This window comes from Streptomyces erythrochromogenes (assembly GCF_036170895.1).
Lineage (GTDB): Bacteria > Actinomycetota > Actinomycetes > Streptomycetales > Streptomycetaceae > Streptomyces > Streptomyces erythrochromogenes.
The window spans coordinates 681,734-699,502 of the sequence record NZ_CP108036.1 but is presented as its reverse complement, the minus strand read 5'-3'; the positions used below and the strand labels follow the sequence as shown (position 1 = coordinate 699,502).

Below are 17,769 nucleotides of genomic sequence, written 5' to 3'. Positions count from 1 at the left end.
GGGAGGCTGTCGGGTGCCAGGCCCGAAGCGGCGGTCAAGGAGGCCATCCCCGAGGGGTTCTCACCCCGCCCTTCGAGCCGATGCTCGCCCAGGCCGCCGAGTACGTTCCTGGCTCCGGCGTCCTGGCGAGCGGCTTCGCGGCAGAGCAGAAGTTCGACGGCCACCGCCCGATCCTCTTCGCCGGTCTCAGCGGCCGGCTGCTCTGCAGACCCGGCTCGGCTCCCTGGTTCAGGACCGCTTCCCCGACCTTTCACGGCCGCCGAGCAACCAACTCCCCGAGGGCCTGGTCCTCGACGGCGAGCTCGTCGTCGGGCACACCACAGCCGGACGGCTGTCCTTCGAAGCCCTCCAACGCCGGCCCGCCAGCGGGAGGGGTACCGACGGAGGCCGGCTGGCGGTGGCGGGACCGAGACGGTCCCGTGCTTGGCCTGCAGCCTCCCGAACATCTCGCGAAGCTTGGACTCGCTGTTGGCGGCGGGGCGGCCTCACTGCGGGGCCTCCAATAAGGTCATGAGGGACCTTCCGGTGGGGCGTCAGCTTCCGTCCGTCAGACTGCGGTCGAGGACGCCGACGAGCCGTGCTCCCGCGCGGTCGGTCCCGCGGCGCCCCCGCTTGGCACCCGGCGAGGCCCTCTCCAGCCGCAGCCGCGCCGTACGTCCGCGCAGTGTCAGCGTCATCAACTGGTTGCCGAACCACGGTCCGCCGGTGCGCCCCCACCGGACCGCCGGTCTCGCGACCCGTCCGTGGCGGGCGAGGAGATGTCCGATCCCCTTGGCGAACCGACTCCAGCCGAAACGGAATCCCACCCGTATGGCTGCGGGCACAGAGTTGTGCAGGGGTGAGCAGGTGAACTGGAAGACACGGGAGCGCGGCTGCCGCCCGGTGGTCCAGACAGGCTCCGCCACATACGCGTGGTGCACGTCCCCGGAGAGCACGCACACGGTTGCCGGGGCGGCATCGGCCCTCCCCACCTCGGCGACCGTCTTCGTCAGCCTTTCGAACGAGGTAGTGAACGCCGCCCAGTGCTCCAGGTCCGCCCGCCGGCGCAGCCACTCACCGAAGCGCGCCCAGCGCGGACCGCGTTCGCCCCGGCAGAGCGCCGCGTGCCAGCCCTCCGCGAAGTGGACCATCGGGGGCAGCAGCCACGGGAGCGAGGTCCCGATCAGCAGGTGGTCGACGCCGCCGGGGTTGTCGAACGCCTGCGTCCGCAGCCAGGCTGCCTCCTCGGCGTCCAGCATCGCCCGGTGCTGCTCCTCCAGCACCCGCGCGGCCCGGGTGTCGACCATCAGGAGCCGGGTGCGGCCGAAGTCCCTGCGGTAGCTCCAGCGCACCGTCGCCGGGTCGGCGTCGGCGCGTTCGGCAAACGCGCGCAGCACCTCCGTGCCGTCGTCGGCCGCCAGTACCGCCGCGTACAGCTGGTCCTCGGCGAGCTCGGCGGGGGAGAGGTTCCCGAGGTGCTGGTAGACCCAGTACGACATCAGGCCGCTGGTGATCCGCTCGTGCCACCAGGGCGTTGCCCGCATGTCGGCTACCCAGGCGGCGCTGGTGTTCCAGTCGTCGATGACGTCGTGGTCGTCGAAGATCATGCAGCTGGGTACGGTCGAAAGCAGCCAGCGCAGTTCGGGGTCCCCCCAGGACTCGTCGTAGAGGTGGGTGTACTCCTCGTAGTCGGCGACCTGGTCCGGCGGGGCTGCCAAGCCGGTGCCAGCGGCTCGCCGATGCCGAGCGATCCAGGCCCTGGTGTCGGCGGACGTCTCGTCCGCGTACACCTGGTCGCCGAGGAGGAGGAGAACGTCCGGACGCTCGGCCTCCGGGTCGGCGGCGAGCCGGGCGGAGAGGGTGTCGAGGACATCGGGGCCCACCGGATCGGACTCGCCCACAGCCGGCGCCGCCCACCGGCACGAGCCGAAGGCGACCACCGCGCCCGTCGCCGGGACCGGCGGAGTGTGGATGGTGCTGGGCGGCTGGGGCGAGTCCGGGAGGGGCCACACCCGCTCGCCGTCGAGCAGCACCTCGTACGCTGTGGCAGACCCAGGGGTGAGTCCGGTCACGACCACCAGTGCGTAGTGGTGGCCGGCGACGCGGAACGTGGGCGCCGAACCACCGCCGCCGCCCGGGCACCGGACCTCTGCCGTGCACGCCTGGTCGGTCTCGACCCACACCGTCGCACTCGTGCCCGACTCCCAGTCCACGTGTCGCAGGAGCGGGCCCAGTCTCAGACCGGCCATCGCAAGTCTCCTTCCGAGCTCCGCCCGGTACGGACGGCCGCTCCGTACAGTACTGAACGGTGGCGGAAACGGCGCCGTTGTGCTGCCCCGCCACCCCGCGTCGGACTTGCCGGACACGGGAGCAGCGGGTCGGCAGCGACGGACCGCGCGTCGGGGGGCCCGGTACGGCGTAGGGCGGGCCTGTCCGAGCCGTCGGCGGCGTGACAGAGCCCCGGCGGGTGACTACGGGCCCGGCCGGGGCTCTGCGCGCGTGGGTACCGCTTTCGCTCAGACGCCCTCGTCGCGCTCGCGCTCGCCCTGGAGTTTGTCTTCCTCGCGGCGCCGCTTGATCTCTGCGGGGCGCTGGCCGCCGCGGGAGGGGGCGCCGGGCTCGGGGTGGACCGGGTTCTGGCCGGGCCGCTGGGGTCGCTGCTGTTCCTCGCGGCCCTTGCCCGGCTCCTGACGCTTGTCCTGCTGACCGCCCATGACGGCGACTCCTCGATGCGTGGGATGCTGATTTCTTCTATCAAGCTCACACGAAACATCACATTGCGCACATTTTCTGCCACGGAAGGTGGCGGGAGGTGGTGTTTCCGGGCGGGGCGCTGAGGTGTCGGTATGCGGGACGCGGGTCCGGTGCCGAAGATGAGCGCAACCCACCCGCCCGCGCCGTCAGGAGCCGCTCCCCATGCTGGAGCGCACGCTGCGCAACGACCGCGCCGACGTCGCCTTCATCCTTCCCGCCGACACCCCGCCCGGGGGATGTCAGCGGGCTGGCGATTTCAACGACTGGCAGCCCGGCGAGGCCCGCTTGAGGCGTGCCGTGACAGGTCGGAGAACTCACCGTCCCGTCAGCAGGCATGAGCCTTCCGGGCTGCCGTGGCGTCGCGGAGGGGGATTTCGGCCGATGGCGGCCCGTCACCCGTGCTCACGGGCCGGTGTCGTCCGCCTCGGGCTCGGGTGGGCCGGCGGGAGACGGTGCGAGGGAGTCCGCGCCCGCGGTGACCTCCGGGAACGGTGGAAGGAGGGTCACTCTCACCCGCGGCCCGTCCTCGTGGTCGTCCTCGGTGCCGAGGCGGACCAGGCCGGCTTCCGAGAGCTGGTGCAGGGCCGTACGCACGAGGACGGCCGGTACCCCGAGGGCCCGGGCGGCGGGGGCCAGCGGGAAGGCGACCGATGGAGAGAGGTACACGCCGCGCGGGTCAGCGGCGAGATCCATCAGGAGCCCGGCGACCACCTCGCCGTGCGACACGCTTTTGGCGTGGACCGCCCAGCGAAGGGCCCAGCTGTCGAACGGAAACGTTTCCACCCGGGCTCCTCAGTCAGCACGGTTGGCACCAGAGGCACGCTTGGCACGAATGGTCTCCTCGATACTCGACGCGTCTCCGCCGCCGGGCAACCCTGGCGGGCCGAACCGGGCAACCGGGCGGCGGCAGGGGAAGTCCCCTGCGGCAGCGCGGTTGGTTCTACCCGTGACGGCGCTCGTCGTCGCGTTGAGGGTAGAGAAACTTGAGCTTGTTCCAGTACTGCTCGAGGTGGGCGTCGGTTTCCCGCAGGGCGGGCCCCATGAACGAGGTGTGCGGGGCGGCCACGCGGTCGTCCGCAGTGCCGGCGGCGGCCGGTGGGGGTGCTGTGCGTCGCCAGGGGGCTTTGGCAGCGCTTGCTCCGTGTGCGTCGTGGGCCGCGCGGGTTGCCCGCCAGCGGGCGAGCAGCATGGCGGTGGTGAGAGCGGCGGCGGTGATGGCGGGCAGCCGGTGGTGCGCGGCCACGACATTCCTCCATGGTTTCGGGCTGCAGGGTCTGGGGTGTCAGCCCTCGAGCTCTGGGCCGGCACCGCCGTTGGAGGGTTCAGCCGGGCCAGGTGCCGGTCAGGCGCCTGGTCGTGGCGGATCCTGCCCGGTAGACGGCGGCCTTGACGACGGCGAAGATCGCACCTTGCAGGCCTGCTGCGGACAGGACCTCCTGCCAGGTGCGGTTCTCGTCGGTGGCGTCAAGGGCATCGTCGTCGTGGCCGATCATCTTCCACGCCTGTTTGAAGGCCACGCCGGCGACCATGCCGCCCTCGGCGCCCAGGGCCAGGCCGACCGGCTTGTAGACGATCTTGGCGGCCTTCACCGGTGCCTCCGGCTACGGCGCAGAAGCAGGAAGACGGCAAGCGCGGCAGCCGCGCCGATCAGCGGGGTGCGGTTGGCCCGCACCATGGTCGCGGCCGTCGCGGCTTTCTTGCGGACCGGGTCCGGGGTCTTCTCGGCGGCGAGGTGTCCGGCCCGGGTCGCGGTGTCGCGTACCTGCGCCGCGGCGTGGGCTGCCTTGTCGAGGACCGGATCGGGAGTCTTGTCCTTCACCAACTGAGCGGCCTGCCCTGCCTTCTCCCGGAGCCGGCCGGTGACATGCGTGGTCTTCTCGGCGGCCTGCTCCTTGATCTCGGCCACCCTCTCCTTGGCCTGCGCCTTCACGTCGGCCTTGGCCGCGAGCGCCTCAACGGTCTGGCCGAGTTCCTGGCGGGTGTGCTCGACCTGCTCACGCAGCTCTTCGGGGGTAGGTGCGGATTCATCGCCCTGAGGCTGATCGGTCATGGTGTGCCTTCTCCTTGATCTCGGCCACATCGGCCCTGACGCGTCGACGGCCTGCTCGGGTGCGGGGGCCGATGGCTGCACGATGGCGGCCCACGGCCTCGCTCCTGTGTTGCCGCGCCGGTCAGCGGGCCCGACGGCTCGGGCGGTCGCGGTCTGGGTCCTGAGCGGACGCTCCTCGAGCTCACCGGTTCGGCCCATCGTCCGTGACGGGCGGGCGCATTCGGCCGTTGTGGGGAACGTCGTCCGTACCCCCAGAGTGAGTTCAAGGAGATCTTGATGTTCCGTTTCGCCAAGGCCGTAGCCGTTACCGCCGCCACTGGTGCCGTCCTTGCAGGCGGGGCCGGCATGGCCGCCGCCGACGCCACGGCAGAGGGCGCTGCCATCGGCTCCCCGGGTGTCCTGTCCGGCAACGTCGTCCAGGTGCCCATCCACATCCCGGTCAACCTCTGCGGCAACACCGTCAACATCGTCGGGCTCCTCAACCCGGCCTTCGGCAACACCTGCATCAACGCCAGCGGCTCGGACGGGCACCACAAGGCCGACCACCACGGCAAGAACTGACAGCAGCAAGTCCTGGACCCGGCGCGCTCGTCGCGCCGGCACATCCAGCGCCGTCATCTGAACCAGCCGCAGCGCACAGCCCGGTGTAGAACGGCCTCCCCTCATCCTCCTAGGGGAGGCCGTTCTCATGAAGGGGCCAGCTCGTGCAGCCAGCCGAGCCAGGCCACGGGGGAGCGGGTTCCGCTCTTCCCGGTCCCGTGCCGGACCTCGGTCGCGTGGGGCGGCCCGGTGCAGTTGAGACATGATCATGCCACCGTCATGAAGTTGCCCATGGCCTCCAGTCCCCGGCCGCCGACGTCGGGGATGAAATGCGCGTAGGTCTCCAGCACGGTCTCCACGGTGTCGCCCATGTACTCCGCCACCGTCACCGGCGTCTCGCCTGCGCCGAGCTGAACCGAGGCGTAGGTGTGCCGCAAAGCGTGGAATGTGAACGGCTCCGTGCCCTTCCAAGCATCCCGAGGCGTCCCGTCGGCCCGGTTTAGCCGCTTCACCAGCCCGGCTTCCTCCAGAGCCGGATTCCAGTTGTCGGTCCGGAAGATGTTGCTGGTGATCGGGTTGCCGTACGCCGTAGTGGTGAGCAACCGGACCGTCACCTGCTGCCTCTGCTCCCATGCCATGGTGGGTTCGCTCGCGTCGACCCAGGGCAGCGTCACCTCTACGGATGGGAATTCCTCCATGTGGGCGAGCAGGGCCTCCTCCAACTCCGTCGGCACGGGAAGACGGCGGGTCTTGTCCCTCTTCGGCAGCTTGAACCAGTGCCGCGCCCCGATGCTCTGGAGCTGCCGGTCGACATACAGCCAGCCGTCCCGCAGATCGTCGGGGCTCCATGCGAACGCCTCGCCGGGGCGCAGGCCAGCGGCGACGCCGAGATCAGCGAGGGCGCGGTACCGCGGGTGGAGGGCCACACGTACATCCCGGAACACCGACGGGCCCCACGCCTCCTTGTTCGTCGGTGGCCTTTTCGGCGGTCGAGCAGAATCCAGCCCCCGGCAGGGATTGAGGGGGATGCGGTAGGCGCACAGCTTGATCTGGAGGTGGGCGGCGGTTTCCGATGCGCCGAGCCCGGCCTGGCGGGCGGCGTGCAGGGCCATGGCGAGCTCGCCGTACACGCCGAGCTGGAGCTGGTGGGCGGCGCCGTTGCCGACCCGGACGGGGGCGGAGTCCTCATAGCCGGGCAGCCAGTCCAGTTCGGTCTCTCCGAGCCCGGCGGATGCTACGACCGCACGGTCGCCACCGCCCAGGGCACGGTCACGGTGGACCGCCGACGCTGCTGACGGTGGCGGCGCCTACGATGATCCGCCATGGACACGAGTGAGGCCGGCAGACAGCTGATCGACGGGCGCTTCGAACTGGTCGCGCCCCTGGGCAGCGGCGGCATGGGTACCGTTTGGCGGGCGCGCGACATCGCCCTGCACCGCGAGGTGGCGCTCAAGGAGGTGCGGCCGCCGGACCCGGCGACCGCCGCCGCCCAGCCCGGCCTCGCCGACCAGATGCGCGAACGCGCCGTCCGCGAGGCGCGCGCCCTCGCCCGTCTCGCCCACCCCCACGTCGTGACCATCCACCACATCGTCGAGCCCGCCGAGGGCACGGACGGCCACCCGTGGATCGTCATGGAGATGGTGCGGGGCGGCTCCCTGCACGACCGTCTGGAGTCCGGACCCATGCCGCCCGCCGAGGTGGCGCGGCTCGGCCTCGACGTGCTGTCCGCGCTGCGCGCCGCGCACGCCGAGGGGATCCTCCACCGCGACGTGAAGCCCGCCAACGTGCTGCTGCGCCCCGACGGGTCGGCCGTGCTGACCGACTTCGGCATCGCCGCGCTGCACGACTCCACCGGACTGACCGCGACCGGCGTGCTGATCGGCTCCCCGGAGTACATCGCACCCGAGCGGGTCCGCGGCGAGGAGGGGCTGGCCGCCTCCGACCTGTGGTCGCTCGGCATGCTCCTCTACGTGGCCGCGGAGGGGACCAACCCGCTGCGCCGGGCCACCAGCCTGGCCACGGTCGTCGCCGTGCTCGACGAGCCGATCCCCGCGCCGGTGCGCTCCGGCGCGCTGGGGCCCGTACTGGACCGGCTCCTCGTGCGGGACCCGGCCGCCCGCCCCGACGGAGCACAGCTGGAACGACTGCTCCGGGACGCGAGCGCCGCTCTCGGTTCCGGTGCCGGTGCCGCGCCCGTTGCCGCGCCGCCGGTCGCCTCCCCGGTCGCCTCCCCGGTCGTGCCGGGCCCGTACGGGCAGTTCGGTCCCTACGCGCCGACGCCCGCCGGCACCCCGCACACCCCGCCGCCGTACGGCTCGGGAGCCTCCCCGTACGCGGCCGCCACCAGGCCCGTGCCGGTGGCGTCCGCGCCGCGCCGGCGTCCGGCCCTGATCGGTGCCGCGCTCACCGCGGTGCTGGCGGCAGGCATGTTCGGCATCGTCCAACTGCTGCCCGACGGGAACTCCGGCGACGACAAGGCGAAGGGCGGCGCCGCCACCGCCTCCGCCACCCCGCCCGTGCGGGAGGCCTCCTCGGCCCCCGCCCCGAGGGCGAGCGCGCAGAAGGCGGACGCGCCCCGCGGCAGCATGATGACGCCGGGGAACGTCCGCACCGCGCTGGAGGCGTTCAAGAAGCAGGCGGGCACGACCACCTTCGTCGACATGACCCTCTACGACGGCTACATCCTCGCCTCCATCCCCACGGCCGCCGGCGCCGAGACCGTCGACTCCTGGCAGTACCGGGACGGCGTGGCCAGCCGCACCGGCCCGGACGGCACGGTCGAGGAGGGGGAGCCGCTGATCGACATGGCCGCGGTCAACTGGGACACGCTGCCCGGCCTGCTGGAGCAGGCCAAGAAGGAGCTGAAGGTCGAGAAGCCGACCTCGCGCCACGTCATCATCGACCCCTGGATGATGGACCGGACGCCCTCCATCCGCACCTACCTCAGCGACGAGTACGGGCGCGGCGGCTACGTCCTCTGGGGCATCGACGGCAGCCTCAGGAAGGTCTACGGCTGAGCCCCGGCCCCTGAGCCCGCTTGCCCGTACCGTCCCCCACCCAGGCGTACACCGAGGAGCCCGACCCACCATGCCCAGCTGGCGCACCACCCTCACGGCGGCCGGGATATCCGGCACCCGGCTGCGGGACGACTACACGCAGGCCGCCCGCCGGGTGCTCCGTCGCGAACCCGCGCCGTACCTGGCCCTGCGACTGCTCGCCGCGCCGCCCCTGGTACCGGCCCTCGCAGCCGGTCTCGCCTTCATGAACCTCGTCGACGACGTGGCCGAGACCGGCACCCCGCAGCAACGGGCCTCCGGCCTCGCCGCGTTGACCGAGCGCGTCGAGGCCGCCCTGAAGTCCGGGGACAGCCCCGACCCCGTGCTGCGGGCCTACGCCCACGCCGTGGACTCCCGGGGCCTGCCCGAGCACTGGGTGGCCCGCTTCCTCGCGGGCGCCGCCACGGCGGAGGCCGCCTTCGACGGCTTCGCCGACGAGGCGGACTTCCAGGCCTACCTCGACGCGTACGCCTGGCCCGGGGTGCTGGTCTTCACCGGCCTGCAGTACCAGGGCGGCCCGGATCCCGAACAGGCCGCCGGCTGGCGCCGGTTCGTAGACGCAGCCCAGCGCGTCGACTTCCTCGCCGACCTCCACGGCGATCTGGCCGACGGGCGGCTCTGCATCCCCCGAGCCCGCCTCGACGAGCACTCCGTGACCCGGGCCGACCTGGAAGCGGCCCGTGACACCCCTGCCGTACGGGCCCTCCTCGCCGCCGAGACCCGGCGCGCCCGCGCGGCCCTCGACGCGACCCACGGCTTCCTCGACCTCGCAGAGCCCGGCCTGCGCCCCGTCATCGCCACCATGTCGGACCTCATGGCGCACCAGCTGGCGGCCGTCGAGCGGGTCGGCGCCGGCGCGCTGCGCCGCGACGTCGGCTACGGACTCACGGCGCCCCTGCGGATCCTGCTGCGCGCCGCGGCGGCCGGTCGGGGCCGCTCCCGCAGCCGCTAGTAGGCGCCGTTGACGTTGTCGATGGAGCCGTAGCGGGCGGCCGCGTAGTTGCAGGCCGCGGTGATGTTGGCCACCGGGTCGTAGGAGTCCAGCGAAGTGCCGGGCACGTGGTAGGCCTTGAAGGTCGGGTCGATGACCTGGAGCAGACCCTTGGAGGGGATTCCGTTCCGGGCGTTGATGTCCCACAGGTTGATCGCCTTGGGGTTGCCCGAGGACTCCCGCATCACGTTGCGGTGAATTCCGTTGTAGCTTCCGGGAATACCGTGCTTGGCCATCACGTCGAGGGACTCGCGGATCCACCCGTCGAGATTGTTCGCGTAGGAGGAAGCCGGCTTGGCGGCGGTCTTCGCCGCGGACTTGGCGGCCGTGGCGGCCTTCTCCTGGGCGCCGAGGGTCAGTTTGGTACCGGGCCGGATGACCGACGGGTTGTCGCCGACCACCGCGCGGTTCGCCTCGTAGAGCTGCTTCCATCCGCCACTGACGGAGTGGTCCGCGGCGATCTCCGAAAGGGTGTCGCCGACGACCACGGAATACGTGGTGGGAGGGGCTGCCGCCACGTTCACCACGGTGGCCGCGGTGACGGTCGTCACCGCTGCTGCCGGGGCGCTGGTGCCTACCGCTCCTGCGGTGGTCGCGCTGATCAGCGGGAGCGTGAGAGCCGCGCCGCCTGTGCCTGCGAGGGCCAGTTTGCGGGTGATCGGGTTCTGCTTCGGCCGGCGGTGCTTACCCTTTGCAGGCATGGCGGAATTCCTCACGTGGGGGGACGGGAGACCCGGGTGGCGGGGCCGTATTCGGCCGCCCGTCACCTGGAGTGAGGTGACCGTAGGTGAGCCCGCCGGGCGGGAACAAGCCCCGAATTCCACCGATAGATCGACATCTCGCAAACCATCCCGAAAATGACCTTGTGGCCATCTCGACGAAAAGGCCGATTCCCTTTCCGGGAAAAGGGAATCGGCCTCTTGCGGGAAATGATGTTGACGTGTTCCGCGTGACTGACATCACGGTTTCAGGGGCAGGTCGGCCCCTCGGGGTCAATAGGGGCAAGTCCGGCCCCTGACGGGCTCATTCGGGCGACTCGTGCGTAGGGGGTAAATCGCCCATCCGGGAGTCTTTCCGGCGTCGATTTCCCCCTCCGGCGTTCATTTCCCCCGAGGCCTATTCGGCGAGGGGCTCCTCGAGCGCCGCCAGCCGCTCCAGGACGGCCGTCACCGCCGCCTTGGAGGCCGGGAGCAGGGGGAGCCGGACGTCGGGGGACGGGATGCGGCCCTGGGCGTGGAGCACACCCTTGACCACGGCCGGATTGGGCTCGGCGAAAGCCGCCGCCGAAAGCCCGGCCAGGGCGTGCCCCAGCGCCCGGGCGCGCACCACGTCCCCCGCCCGCCAGGCCGCGGCGAGTTCCGCGAACCGCTCCGTCGCCAGGTGGGCCGAGGCGAGGACCCCGCCCGACGCGCCCATGGCGAGCATCGGCGACACGTACACGTCGTCCCCGGCCAGCACGTGGAAGCCGGCGGGCCGGTCGCCGAGCAGCTCCACCGCGTCCTGGTCGACGCTGCCGGTGGAGTACTTCACCCCGGCGACCCGGGGGAGCGAACCGAGGGCCCGCAGCGCGGCGGCGTCCAGCGGCTGCCCCGTGCGGTGCGGGATGTGATAGACGACCAGCGGTACGGGGCTCACCTCGGCCAGCCGCCCGAAGTGCGCCAACACCCCTGCGGCCGAAGGCCGTACGAACGAGGGGACGGTGACCAGTGCCGCCCCCGCCTGCGGCCACCGGGCCAGCGCGGCCAGCGAGGCCTCCGCGGCCCGGGTGCCGACCGCGCCCGCGCCGACGGTCAGCATCGCGCCGCGCTCCCGGCAGACCCGGGCGCACACCCCGGTGACGAGATCGCGCTCCGCCTCGTCGAGGCAGGCCGTCTCCCCGGTGGTGCCGAGGGCGACGATCCCGGTGGCGCCCCGGTCGAGCACCTCGTGGGCGAGCGCCTCCAGGGCCTCGGCGGCGATCTCCCCGGTGCGTGTGAACGGGGTGACGAGCGGTACGTGGATGCCGTCGAGCGGGACCGGCCGCGGGATGTCCCCTGCGACGTCCTCTGCGATGTCCTCTGTGGTGTTCCGCTTCGTGTCCTGTGCCATGTCCTGTGCCATGTCCACGAGCCTGACCCGCCCCGAGCGCCGAATCCAGTTCACGTTTCTTAGGCAACACGTAAGCTGAGCCGATGCTCGACGTACGGCGCCTGCGCCTGCTGCGCGAACTCGCCCGCCGCGGCACGATCGCCGCCGTGGCCGAGGCCCTCTCCTTCAGCCCTTCGGCGGTGTCCCAGCAGCTCGGCGTACTGGAACGGGAGGCCGGGCTGCCCCTGCTGGAGCGCACCGGGCGGCGGGTCCGGCTCACCGCGGCCGGGCAGAACCTGGTCCGGCACGCCGAGGCAGTCCTGGAACGGCTGGAGCAGGCGGACGCCGACCTCGCCGAAGCCCGCGGAGGCCTCGCCGGAGCCCTGCGGATCGGCGCCTTCCCCACCGCCACCCGCGCCATCGTCCCGGCCGCCCTGGTGGCCCTCGCCCGCCGCCACCCGGGTCTGGAGCCGATGGTCTGCGAGACCGACCCGGCGGCGGTCGCCCATGCGCTGCGGGCCGGGGACCTGGACGTCGCCCTGGTCCACTCGTACGACTTCGTACCCGCCGAGCGCGAGCCGGGGCTGACCACCGAGCCCCTGTACGGCGAGGCGATGTACCTGGCCGAGCCCGCCGGGGGAACGCCCGAGGCACCTGGGGCACCTGGGGCACCCGGAGCGGCCGGGACACCTGGGCCGGAGGCCGGCCGTCCGCCCGCCGGGGACCTCCCGCAGCCGCCCCCGGGGCCAGACCAGGACGCGGTCCTGCGCGCACACGCCCGATCGCCCTGGATCACCGCCACGCCGGGCACCCTCTGCCACACCATGACCACGAGGGCCTGCCAGGCGGCCGGCTTCACGCCCCGGGTGCGCCACCAGGTGGACGAGTTCGCCACCGTGCTCGCGCTGGTCGCCGCGGGCCAGGGCGTGGCCGTCGTACCCCAGCTCGGGGTCGCGGGGCCCGCGGACCCGGCCGTGCGCCTCACCCGGCTGGTGATGCAGCGGCGCACCGGCCTCGCCTTCCGCAGCGGAGCGGGCACCCACCCGGCCGTGGCCGCCTTCGGCGCGGCGCTCCGCGCCGCCGTACCACCGGATCTGGCCGGGTCGCGCGCCGAAGCGTGACACAACTCCCTTACCGGGTGCCGTCCGTGTACGTTCGTTGATCCAGACCGAACCGATCAGAACGGGGTACGACGTGACGCATCGCGTACGAGGGGTCATCGCCCGGAGCAAGGGCGCACCGGTGGAGACGACGACGATCCTCGTGCCCGACCCGGGGCCGGGCGAGGCACTCGTCCGGGTGCAGGCCTGCGGGGTCTGCCACACCGACCTGCACTACCGCGAAGGCGGGATCAACGACGAGTTCCCCTTCCTGCTCGGCCACGAGGCCGCCGGAATCGTCGAGTCCGTCGGGCCCGACGTCACCTCCGTGGCACCGGGCGACTTCGTCGTCCTCAACTGGCGCGCGGTGTGCGGCACCTGTCGTGCCTGCAAGCGCGGACGCCCCTGGTACTGCTTCGCCACGCACAACGCCACCCAGCCCATGACGCTGGAGGACGGCACCCCGCTCTCCCCGGCCCTCGGGATCGGCGCCTTCGCCGAGAAGACCCTGGTCGCGGCCGGCCAGTGCACCAAGGTGGACCCGGCCGCCTCCCCGGCCGCAGCCGGACTCCTCGGCTGCGGCGTGATGGCAGGCCTCGGCGCAGCCCTCAACACCGGGAACGTCGGACGGGGCGACTCCGTCGCCGTCATCGGCTGCGGGGGAGTGGGCAGCGCGGCCGTGGCCGGCGCCAGGCTGGCGGGCGCCTCGCGGATCATCGCGGTGGACCTGGACGACCGGAAGCTGGAATGGGCGCGCGGCCTCGGCGCCACGCACACCGTCAACGGCCGCACCGAGGACGTCGTCAAGGCCGTCCAGGCCCTGACCGGCGGCAACGGCGCCGACGTCGTCATCGACGCCGTGGGCCGCCCCGAGACCTACCAGCAGGCCTTCTACGCGCGCGACCTCGCCGGGACGGTGGTCCTGGTCGGCGTGCCGACCCCGGAGATGAAGCTCGAACTCCCGCTCCTGGACGTCTTCGGCCGCGGCGGCGCCCTGAAGTCCTCCTGGTACGGCGACTGCCTGCCCGAGCGCGACTTCCCCCTGCTGATCGACCTCTACCTGCAGGGCCGGCTCGACCTGGACGCGTTCGTCTCCGAGACCATCCCGCTCGACGGGGTCGAGGAGGCCTTCGCCCGGATGGAGCGCGGCGAGGTCCTCCGCTCGGTCGTCGAGTTCTGACCCGGCCCCGTCAGCCTGTCAGCCCCGCCACCGCCTTCCGTGCGCCGCGGTCCGCCGCGGCCGCACGGAAGGCCGGCAAGGGTAAGGCCCCACAGCACCCTGTGCCCCGGACACGGCCTAGACTCGGGCGGACCGCCGCCGTGCCGGCCCGTGCCTCACCCGGCCGCGGCGCGGCACTCCGTACCTCGTATCCCTGGGGGCCGTCCGTGACCATCGTCCACAGCTACCGCCAGCCCGGCACGGTCCTCACCGACCACCGGTTCTCCGTCCCCCTGGACCACGCGCGCCCGGACGGCGAGCGGATCGAGCTGTACGGCCGAGAGGTGGTCGCCACCGGCAAGGACCCGGAGACCCTGCCCTGGCTGCTGTACCTGGAGGGCGGCCCGGGCTTCGGCGCCCGCCGCTTCGTCGGCCGGCAGGCCTGGCTGGAGCGGGCCCTGCAGGACTACCGGGTACTGCTGCTGGACCAGCGCGGCACCGGCCGGTCCACTCCGGTGAACCGGCAGACGCTGCCCCTGCGCGGCACCCCCGCCCAGCAGGCCGAACACCTCGCCCACTTCCGCGCCGACTCCATCGTGCGCGACGCCGAGGCGATCCGCCCCGGTCTCACGGGCGGCGCGCCCTGGACCGTACTCGGCCAGAGCTTCGGCGGCTTCTGCACGGTCCGGTACCTCTCCAGCGCGCCCGAGGGCCTCACCGCCGCCCTGATCACCGGCGGCCTCCCGTCGCTGACCGCCACCGCCGACGAGGTCTACCGGGCCGCCTACCCGCGCATCGAGCGCAAGAACGCGGCCCACTACGCCCGTTACCCGATGGACGCCGAGCGGGCCCGCCGGATCGCCGCACACCTCGCGGAACAGCCGGCCGAACTCCCCGGCGGCCACGTCCTGACCGTCGAGGCCTTCCAGTCCCTCGGCATCCTCCTCGGCGGCGGCGACGGCAGCCACCAGCTCCACTACCTGCTGGAGGACGCCTTCGTCCCCACCTCCACCGGGCCGGCCCTCTCCGACGCCTTCCTGGAAGGCGCCCGCGGCCTCCTCTCCTTCGCCGGACACCCCCTCTACGCGCTGGTCCACGAGGCGATCTACGCCCAGGACCCGGCCGCGCCCACGGCCTGGGCCGCCGACCGCGTCCGGGCGGAACACCCCCGCTTCGACGCCCGCAAGGCCCTCACGGGCGACGAGCCCCTGCTCTTCACCGGCGAGACCATCCACCCCTGGCACTTCACCACCGACCCGGCCCTCGCCCCGCTGCGCGAGACCGCCGACCTGCTGGCCGCCCGTACGGGCTGGCAGCCGCTCTACGACCCGGAACGGCTGGCGGCCAACGAGGTTCCGGTGGCGGCCGCGGTCTACCACGACGACATGTACGTGGACGTGGAGGACTCGCTGCGCACGGCCCGCGCCATCCGGGGCCTGCGGACCTGGGTGACGGACGAGTTCGAGCACGACGGCCTGCGCGCGGGCGGACCCCGCGTACTGGACCGGCTGCTGGCCCTCGTACGCGACGAGGCGTGACCGGCCGGGCCGGTACCCGCATTCAGCGGGGCCGGCCCGGCTCCGCGTTGTCCGGCGGCTCCACGAAGGCACGGGTGAGGTGGGCCGTGGCCAGCAGGGCTCCGCTCTCGGCCGCCCGCGCCAGCAGGCCCTCGCGGGAGGCGCGCGCGGCGGCCCGGTCGCGCTCGTGCGAGTACGGCACCGCCGGATTGCCCAACTGCACCGCGTGCACCAGCACGTCACCGGTGACCAGCACGTCCCGGCCCGCCGGGCCCTGTTCCACCAGCACCGACTGGTGGCCCGGGGTGTGTCCCGGCGTCGGCAGCAGGGTGATCCCCGTCCCCAGCCGGTGCGTCCCGTCCACCTCGTGCAGCTGTCCGGTCTCCCGCAGCGGAGCCACCGTCCACTCCCACACCGGGTCGGCCCGGTCGAGGGCCGCGACCTCCGCCCGCTGGACGACGTGGCGCGCGCAGGGGAAGAACGATTCCCCGCCGGGGCCCGAGGTCCAGCCCGCGTGGTCCTCGTGCAGATGGGTCAGGACCACCGTCTCCACGTCGGCCGGCGCGATGCCGGCGGCCGCGAGGGCTGCGGGCAGCCGCCCGGGCACCGGCGCCCACCCGGCGGCGGGCCCGTCCGCCGGCCCGACCCCCGCGTCCACCAGCACCCACCGGCCCCCCGGCCGCGCGATCGCGAAACAGCGGAAGTCCAGTCGCCAGGTACCGCCGGGACCGGCCGCGCCGGGATCCAGCAGCGCCGCGCGCGCCCAGTCGGCCTCGTCCGCGCCGGGGAACGCCGTACGGGCGGGCTCGAAGAACGTTCCGCCGGCATCCAGAAGAGCCACTACCAGTCCGTGACGGTCCATTCGCCTATTGTGCGACGCATGACCGAACAACGCGATCAGCAGGCCCCCTTGGAGCCCATGCCCACCGACTGGCACCGCGCCCTCGCCGTCGTCGCCCACCCGGACGACCTGGAGTACGGGTGCGCGGCCGCCATCGCGGACTGGACGGACGGCGGCAGGGAGGTGGTCTACCTCCTGGCCACCCGCGGCGAGGCGGGCATCGACTCCCTCGCCCCCGCCGACTGCGCCCCGCTGCGCGAGGCGGAGCAGCGCGCGAGCGCCGCCGTGGTCGGGGTGTCCGCGGTGGAGTTCCTCGACCACCGCGACGGGATCGTCGAGTACGGGCTCGGCCTGCGCCGGGACATCGCGGCGGCCATCCGCCGGCACCGCCCCGAGCTGGTCATCACCCTCAACCACCGCGACACCTGGGGCGGGGAGCAGGGCGGCGGCTACTGGAACACCCCCGACCACAAGGCCGTCGGCCGGGCCACCCTGGACGCGGCCGCCGACGCGGGCAACCGGTGGATCTTCCCGGAGCTCATCTCCGAGAAGGGCCTGGAGCCGTGGAACAGGGTCCGCTGGGTGGCGGTGGCCGGGACCAGCACTCCCACGCACGCGGCCGACGCCGGTCCGGGCCTGGAGCGGTCGGTGCTGTCCCTGATGGAGCACAAGGCCTACATCGAGGCGCTGACGGACCAGGATCCCGAGGAGTACGTCCGTACCTTCCTCACCGGCAACGCCGAGCGGGTGGCGGCGCGGTTCGGCGGCCGCCCGGCGGTCGCGTTCGAGGTCTTCCCCCGCTGACCCTCCCACCCCTAGCCTGACGGTCCATCAGATATCGGGCGGCTGCCGGGGTCGGGGGTGCGGGACAAGGTGATCGACACCATCTCCACGGAGATCGCGGAGGGCGAGGAGCGGATCCGCCTGGAGGTCGCGGACGGCATCGCGGTCCTCACCCTCTGCCGCCCGGACAAACTCAACGGCTGGAGCTGGGAGTCCAGCCGCCAGCTCGGTCTGCTCGCGGACCGGATCCGCTTCGACCCCTCGGTGCGGGCCGTGCTGCTGCGGGCCGAGGGCCGGGCCTTCTGTGCGGGCATCGACGTGAGCGCCCCGGGCGGCGGCATCACCGGCGGATCCGCCGCCGAACGCACCCGCAACTACTACGAGGGCATCCGCTGGGTCCACGAGCGCTTCGCGGTCCTCGCCCGGCTCCCGCAGCCGGTGGTGGCCGCCGTCCAGGGCTACTGCCTCGGCTTCGGCTTCGAGCTGGCGCTGATGGCCGACATCCGAGTGGCGGCGCGGGACGCCGTCTTCGCCCTCCCCGAGGCCCGGCTGGGCGTGGCGGTCGACGCGGGCGGCGACCTGCGCATCGCCCGCGAGGCGGGCGCGGGCTGGGCGAAGTTCCTGGCCCTCACGGGCCGCCGCATCGACGCGGCCACCGCCGAACGGCTGGGACTGGTCCAACTCCTCGTCGAGCCGGATGAACTGGCGGCGGCCTCCCGCGCCCTGGCGGCGGAGATCGCCGCCAACGCCCCCCTCGCGGTCCAGGGCATCAAGCGCGCGGTCGACGCCTACGCCGACGCCGCTCTCCCCGCGGCCCTCGACCGGGTGGCGATGACCGCGGCCCTCACCCTCGCCTCGGACGACGCCCGCGAGGGCTACGGCGCCAAGGCGGAGCGCCGTCCGCCCCGCTTCACCGGGGGCTGACCGTCCGC

At 73.1% G+C, this 17,769-nt stretch carries 18 protein-coding genes; 8 read left to right on the top strand and 10 right to left on the bottom strand.

The features are described 5' to 3' along the window. Positions 1 to 533: 533 nt before the first annotated feature. The 6 genes from OHA91_RS03355 to OHA91_RS03330 all read right to left on the bottom strand — a co-directional run bounded on the left by OHA91_RS03355 (position 534) and on the right by OHA91_RS03330 (position 4,783). The gene (locus OHA91_RS03355) at positions 534 to 2,228 is read right to left on the bottom strand and encodes an alkaline phosphatase D family protein (RefSeq protein WP_328738543.1); all 1,695 of its coding nucleotides are present in this window, start codon (positions 2,226 to 2,228) and stop codon (positions 534 to 536) included. A 267-nt stretch (positions 2,229 to 2,495) separates the two neighbouring features. Continuing rightward, complete coding sequence (locus tag OHA91_RS03350) at positions 2,496 to 2,693, bottom strand: hypothetical protein (RefSeq protein ID WP_328738542.1); 198 nt, start codon at positions 2,691 to 2,693, stop codon at positions 2,496 to 2,498. A 442-nt stretch (positions 2,694 to 3,135) separates the two neighbouring features. Further along, positions 3,136 to 3,516, bottom strand: a complete 381-nt coding sequence (locus OHA91_RS03345) for a hypothetical protein (RefSeq protein WP_328738541.1) — start codon at positions 3,514 to 3,516, stop codon at positions 3,136 to 3,138. Positions 3,517 to 3,673: 157 nt separating this feature from the next. Further along, complete coding sequence (locus OHA91_RS03340; protein WP_328738540.1) at positions 3,674 to 3,976, bottom strand: hypothetical protein; 303 nt, start codon at positions 3,974 to 3,976, stop codon at positions 3,674 to 3,676. A 79-nt stretch (positions 3,977 to 4,055) separates the two neighbouring features. After that, a complete protein-coding gene (locus OHA91_RS03335; protein WP_328738539.1) occupies positions 4,056 to 4,322 on the bottom strand; it encodes a DUF4235 domain-containing protein in 267 nt (88 codons plus the stop codon). Continuing rightward, a complete protein-coding gene (locus OHA91_RS03330; RefSeq protein WP_266495658.1) occupies positions 4,319 to 4,783 on the bottom strand; it encodes a DUF3618 domain-containing protein in 465 nt (154 codons plus the stop codon). The genes OHA91_RS03335 and OHA91_RS03330 overlap by 4 nt, the downstream gene beginning before the upstream one ends. A 276-nt stretch (positions 4,784 to 5,059) precedes the next feature. Here OHA91_RS03330 and OHA91_RS03325 point away from each other — a divergent pair, with 276 nt between their 5' ends. After that, positions 5,060 to 5,344: a chaplin gene (locus tag OHA91_RS03325; RefSeq protein WP_266495661.1), complete on the top strand. Its 285-nt coding sequence runs from the start codon at positions 5,060 to 5,062 to the stop codon at positions 5,342 to 5,344. A 245-nt stretch (positions 5,345 to 5,589) separates the two neighbouring features. On the opposite strand, the gene OHA91_RS03320 is transcribed toward OHA91_RS03325, so the two are convergent. Beyond that, the gene (locus tag OHA91_RS03320) at positions 5,590 to 6,522 is read right to left on the bottom strand and encodes a tyrosine-type recombinase/integrase (protein ID WP_328741063.1); all 933 of its coding nucleotides are present in this window, start codon (positions 6,520 to 6,522) and stop codon (positions 5,590 to 5,592) included. Between the two features lie 123 nt (positions 6,523 to 6,645). Between OHA91_RS03320 and OHA91_RS03315 the strand changes: the two genes are divergently transcribed. Together OHA91_RS03315 and OHA91_RS03310 are read left to right on the top strand one after the other, a co-directional pair. Beyond that, on the top strand, positions 6,646 to 8,340 hold the full coding sequence (locus OHA91_RS03315; RefSeq protein WP_328738538.1) for a serine/threonine-protein kinase: 1,695 nt from the start codon (positions 6,646 to 6,648) through the stop codon (positions 8,338 to 8,340). A gap of 70 nt (positions 8,341 to 8,410) precedes the next feature. Further along, the gene (locus tag OHA91_RS03310) at positions 8,411 to 9,331 is read left to right on the top strand and encodes a squalene/phytoene synthase family protein (protein ID WP_328738537.1); all 921 of its coding nucleotides are present in this window, start codon (positions 8,411 to 8,413) and stop codon (positions 9,329 to 9,331) included. On the opposite strand, the gene OHA91_RS03305 is transcribed toward OHA91_RS03310, so the two are convergent. Beyond that, positions 9,328 to 10,071 (bottom strand): LysM peptidoglycan-binding domain-containing protein, encoded by a 744-nt coding sequence (locus OHA91_RS03305; RefSeq protein WP_328738536.1) that lies wholly within the window; start codon positions 10,069 to 10,071, stop codon positions 9,328 to 9,330. The genes OHA91_RS03310 and OHA91_RS03305 overlap by 4 nt on opposite strands. Before the next feature lie 415 nt (positions 10,072 to 10,486). Then, positions 10,487 to 11,470 (bottom strand): dihydrodipicolinate synthase family protein, encoded by a 984-nt coding sequence (locus tag OHA91_RS03300; protein WP_266495682.1) that lies wholly within the window; start codon positions 11,468 to 11,470, stop codon positions 10,487 to 10,489. A 71-nt stretch (positions 11,471 to 11,541) separates the two neighbouring features. On the opposite strand from OHA91_RS03300, the gene OHA91_RS03295 reads away from it, so the two are divergent. The 3 genes from OHA91_RS03295 (at position 11,542) to OHA91_RS03285 (ending at position 15,234) form a co-directional block, all read left to right on the top strand. Further along, on the top strand, positions 11,542 to 12,558 hold the full coding sequence (locus OHA91_RS03295; protein WP_328738535.1) for a LysR substrate-binding domain-containing protein: 1,017 nt from the start codon (positions 11,542 to 11,544) through the stop codon (positions 12,556 to 12,558). 73 nt (positions 12,559 to 12,631) lie between these two features. After that, positions 12,632 to 13,717 (top strand): S-(hydroxymethyl)mycothiol dehydrogenase, encoded by a 1,086-nt coding sequence (locus OHA91_RS03290; protein WP_328738534.1) that lies wholly within the window; start codon positions 12,632 to 12,634, stop codon positions 13,715 to 13,717. Positions 13,718 to 13,929: 212 nt separating this feature from the next. Then, positions 13,930 to 15,234, top strand: coding sequence for an alpha/beta fold hydrolase (locus OHA91_RS03285; RefSeq protein ID WP_266496914.1), 1,305 nt, complete (start codon positions 13,930 to 13,932; stop codon positions 15,232 to 15,234). 22 nt (positions 15,235 to 15,256) lie between these two features. On the opposite strand, the gene OHA91_RS03280 is transcribed toward OHA91_RS03285, so the two are convergent. Next, on the bottom strand, positions 15,257 to 16,075 hold the full coding sequence (locus OHA91_RS03280) for an MBL fold metallo-hydrolase (RefSeq protein WP_328738533.1): 819 nt from the start codon (positions 16,073 to 16,075) through the stop codon (positions 15,257 to 15,259). Between the two features lie 18 nt (positions 16,076 to 16,093). Here OHA91_RS03280 and OHA91_RS03275 point away from each other — a divergent pair, with 18 nt between their 5' ends. Both OHA91_RS03275 and OHA91_RS03270 read left to right on the top strand, forming a co-directional pair. Continuing rightward, complete coding sequence (locus tag OHA91_RS03275; RefSeq protein ID WP_328738532.1) at positions 16,094 to 16,858, top strand: PIG-L deacetylase family protein; 765 nt, start codon at positions 16,094 to 16,096, stop codon at positions 16,856 to 16,858. A 69-nt stretch (positions 16,859 to 16,927) separates the two neighbouring features. Then, the gene (locus tag OHA91_RS03270) at positions 16,928 to 17,761 is read left to right on the top strand and encodes an enoyl-CoA hydratase/isomerase family protein (RefSeq protein ID WP_328738531.1); all 834 of its coding nucleotides are present in this window, start codon (positions 16,928 to 16,930) and stop codon (positions 17,759 to 17,761) included. Positions 17,762 to 17,769 lie beyond the last annotated feature (8 nt).

Bases quoted from the DNA above. Each gene is read 5' to 3' on its own strand.
- OHA91_RS03355 (WP_328738543.1), bottom strand. From the start codon at position 2,228: ATGGCCGGTCTGAGACTGGGCCCGCTCCTGCGACACGTGGACTGGGAG.
- OHA91_RS03350 (WP_328738542.1), bottom strand. From the start codon at position 2,693: ATGGGCGGTCAGCAGGACAAGCGTCAGGAGCCGGGCAAGGGCCGCGAG.
- OHA91_RS03330 (WP_266495658.1), bottom strand. From the start codon at position 4,783: ATGACCGATCAGCCTCAGGGCGATGAATCCGCACCTACCCCCGAAGAG.
- OHA91_RS03325 (WP_266495661.1), top strand. From the start codon at position 5,060: ATGTTCCGTTTCGCCAAGGCCGTAGCCGTTACCGCCGCCACTGGTGCC.
- OHA91_RS03315 (WP_328738538.1), top strand. From the start codon at position 6,646: ATGGACACGAGTGAGGCCGGCAGACAGCTGATCGACGGGCGCTTCGAA.
- OHA91_RS03310 (WP_328738537.1), top strand. From the start codon at position 8,411: ATGCCCAGCTGGCGCACCACCCTCACGGCGGCCGGGATATCCGGCACC.
- OHA91_RS03305 (WP_328738536.1), bottom strand. From the start codon at position 10,071: ATGCCTGCAAAGGGTAAGCACCGCCGGCCGAAGCAGAACCCGATCACC.
- OHA91_RS03300 (WP_266495682.1), bottom strand. From the start codon at position 11,470: ATGGCACAGGACATGGCACAGGACACGAAGCGGAACACCACAGAGGAC.
- OHA91_RS03295 (WP_328738535.1), top strand. From the start codon at position 11,542: ATGCTCGACGTACGGCGCCTGCGCCTGCTGCGCGAACTCGCCCGCCGC.
- OHA91_RS03280 (WP_328738533.1), bottom strand. From the start codon at position 16,075: ATGGACCGTCACGGACTGGTAGTGGCTCTTCTGGATGCCGGCGGAACG.
- OHA91_RS03275 (WP_328738532.1), top strand. From the start codon at position 16,094: ATGACCGAACAACGCGATCAGCAGGCCCCCTTGGAGCCCATGCCCACC.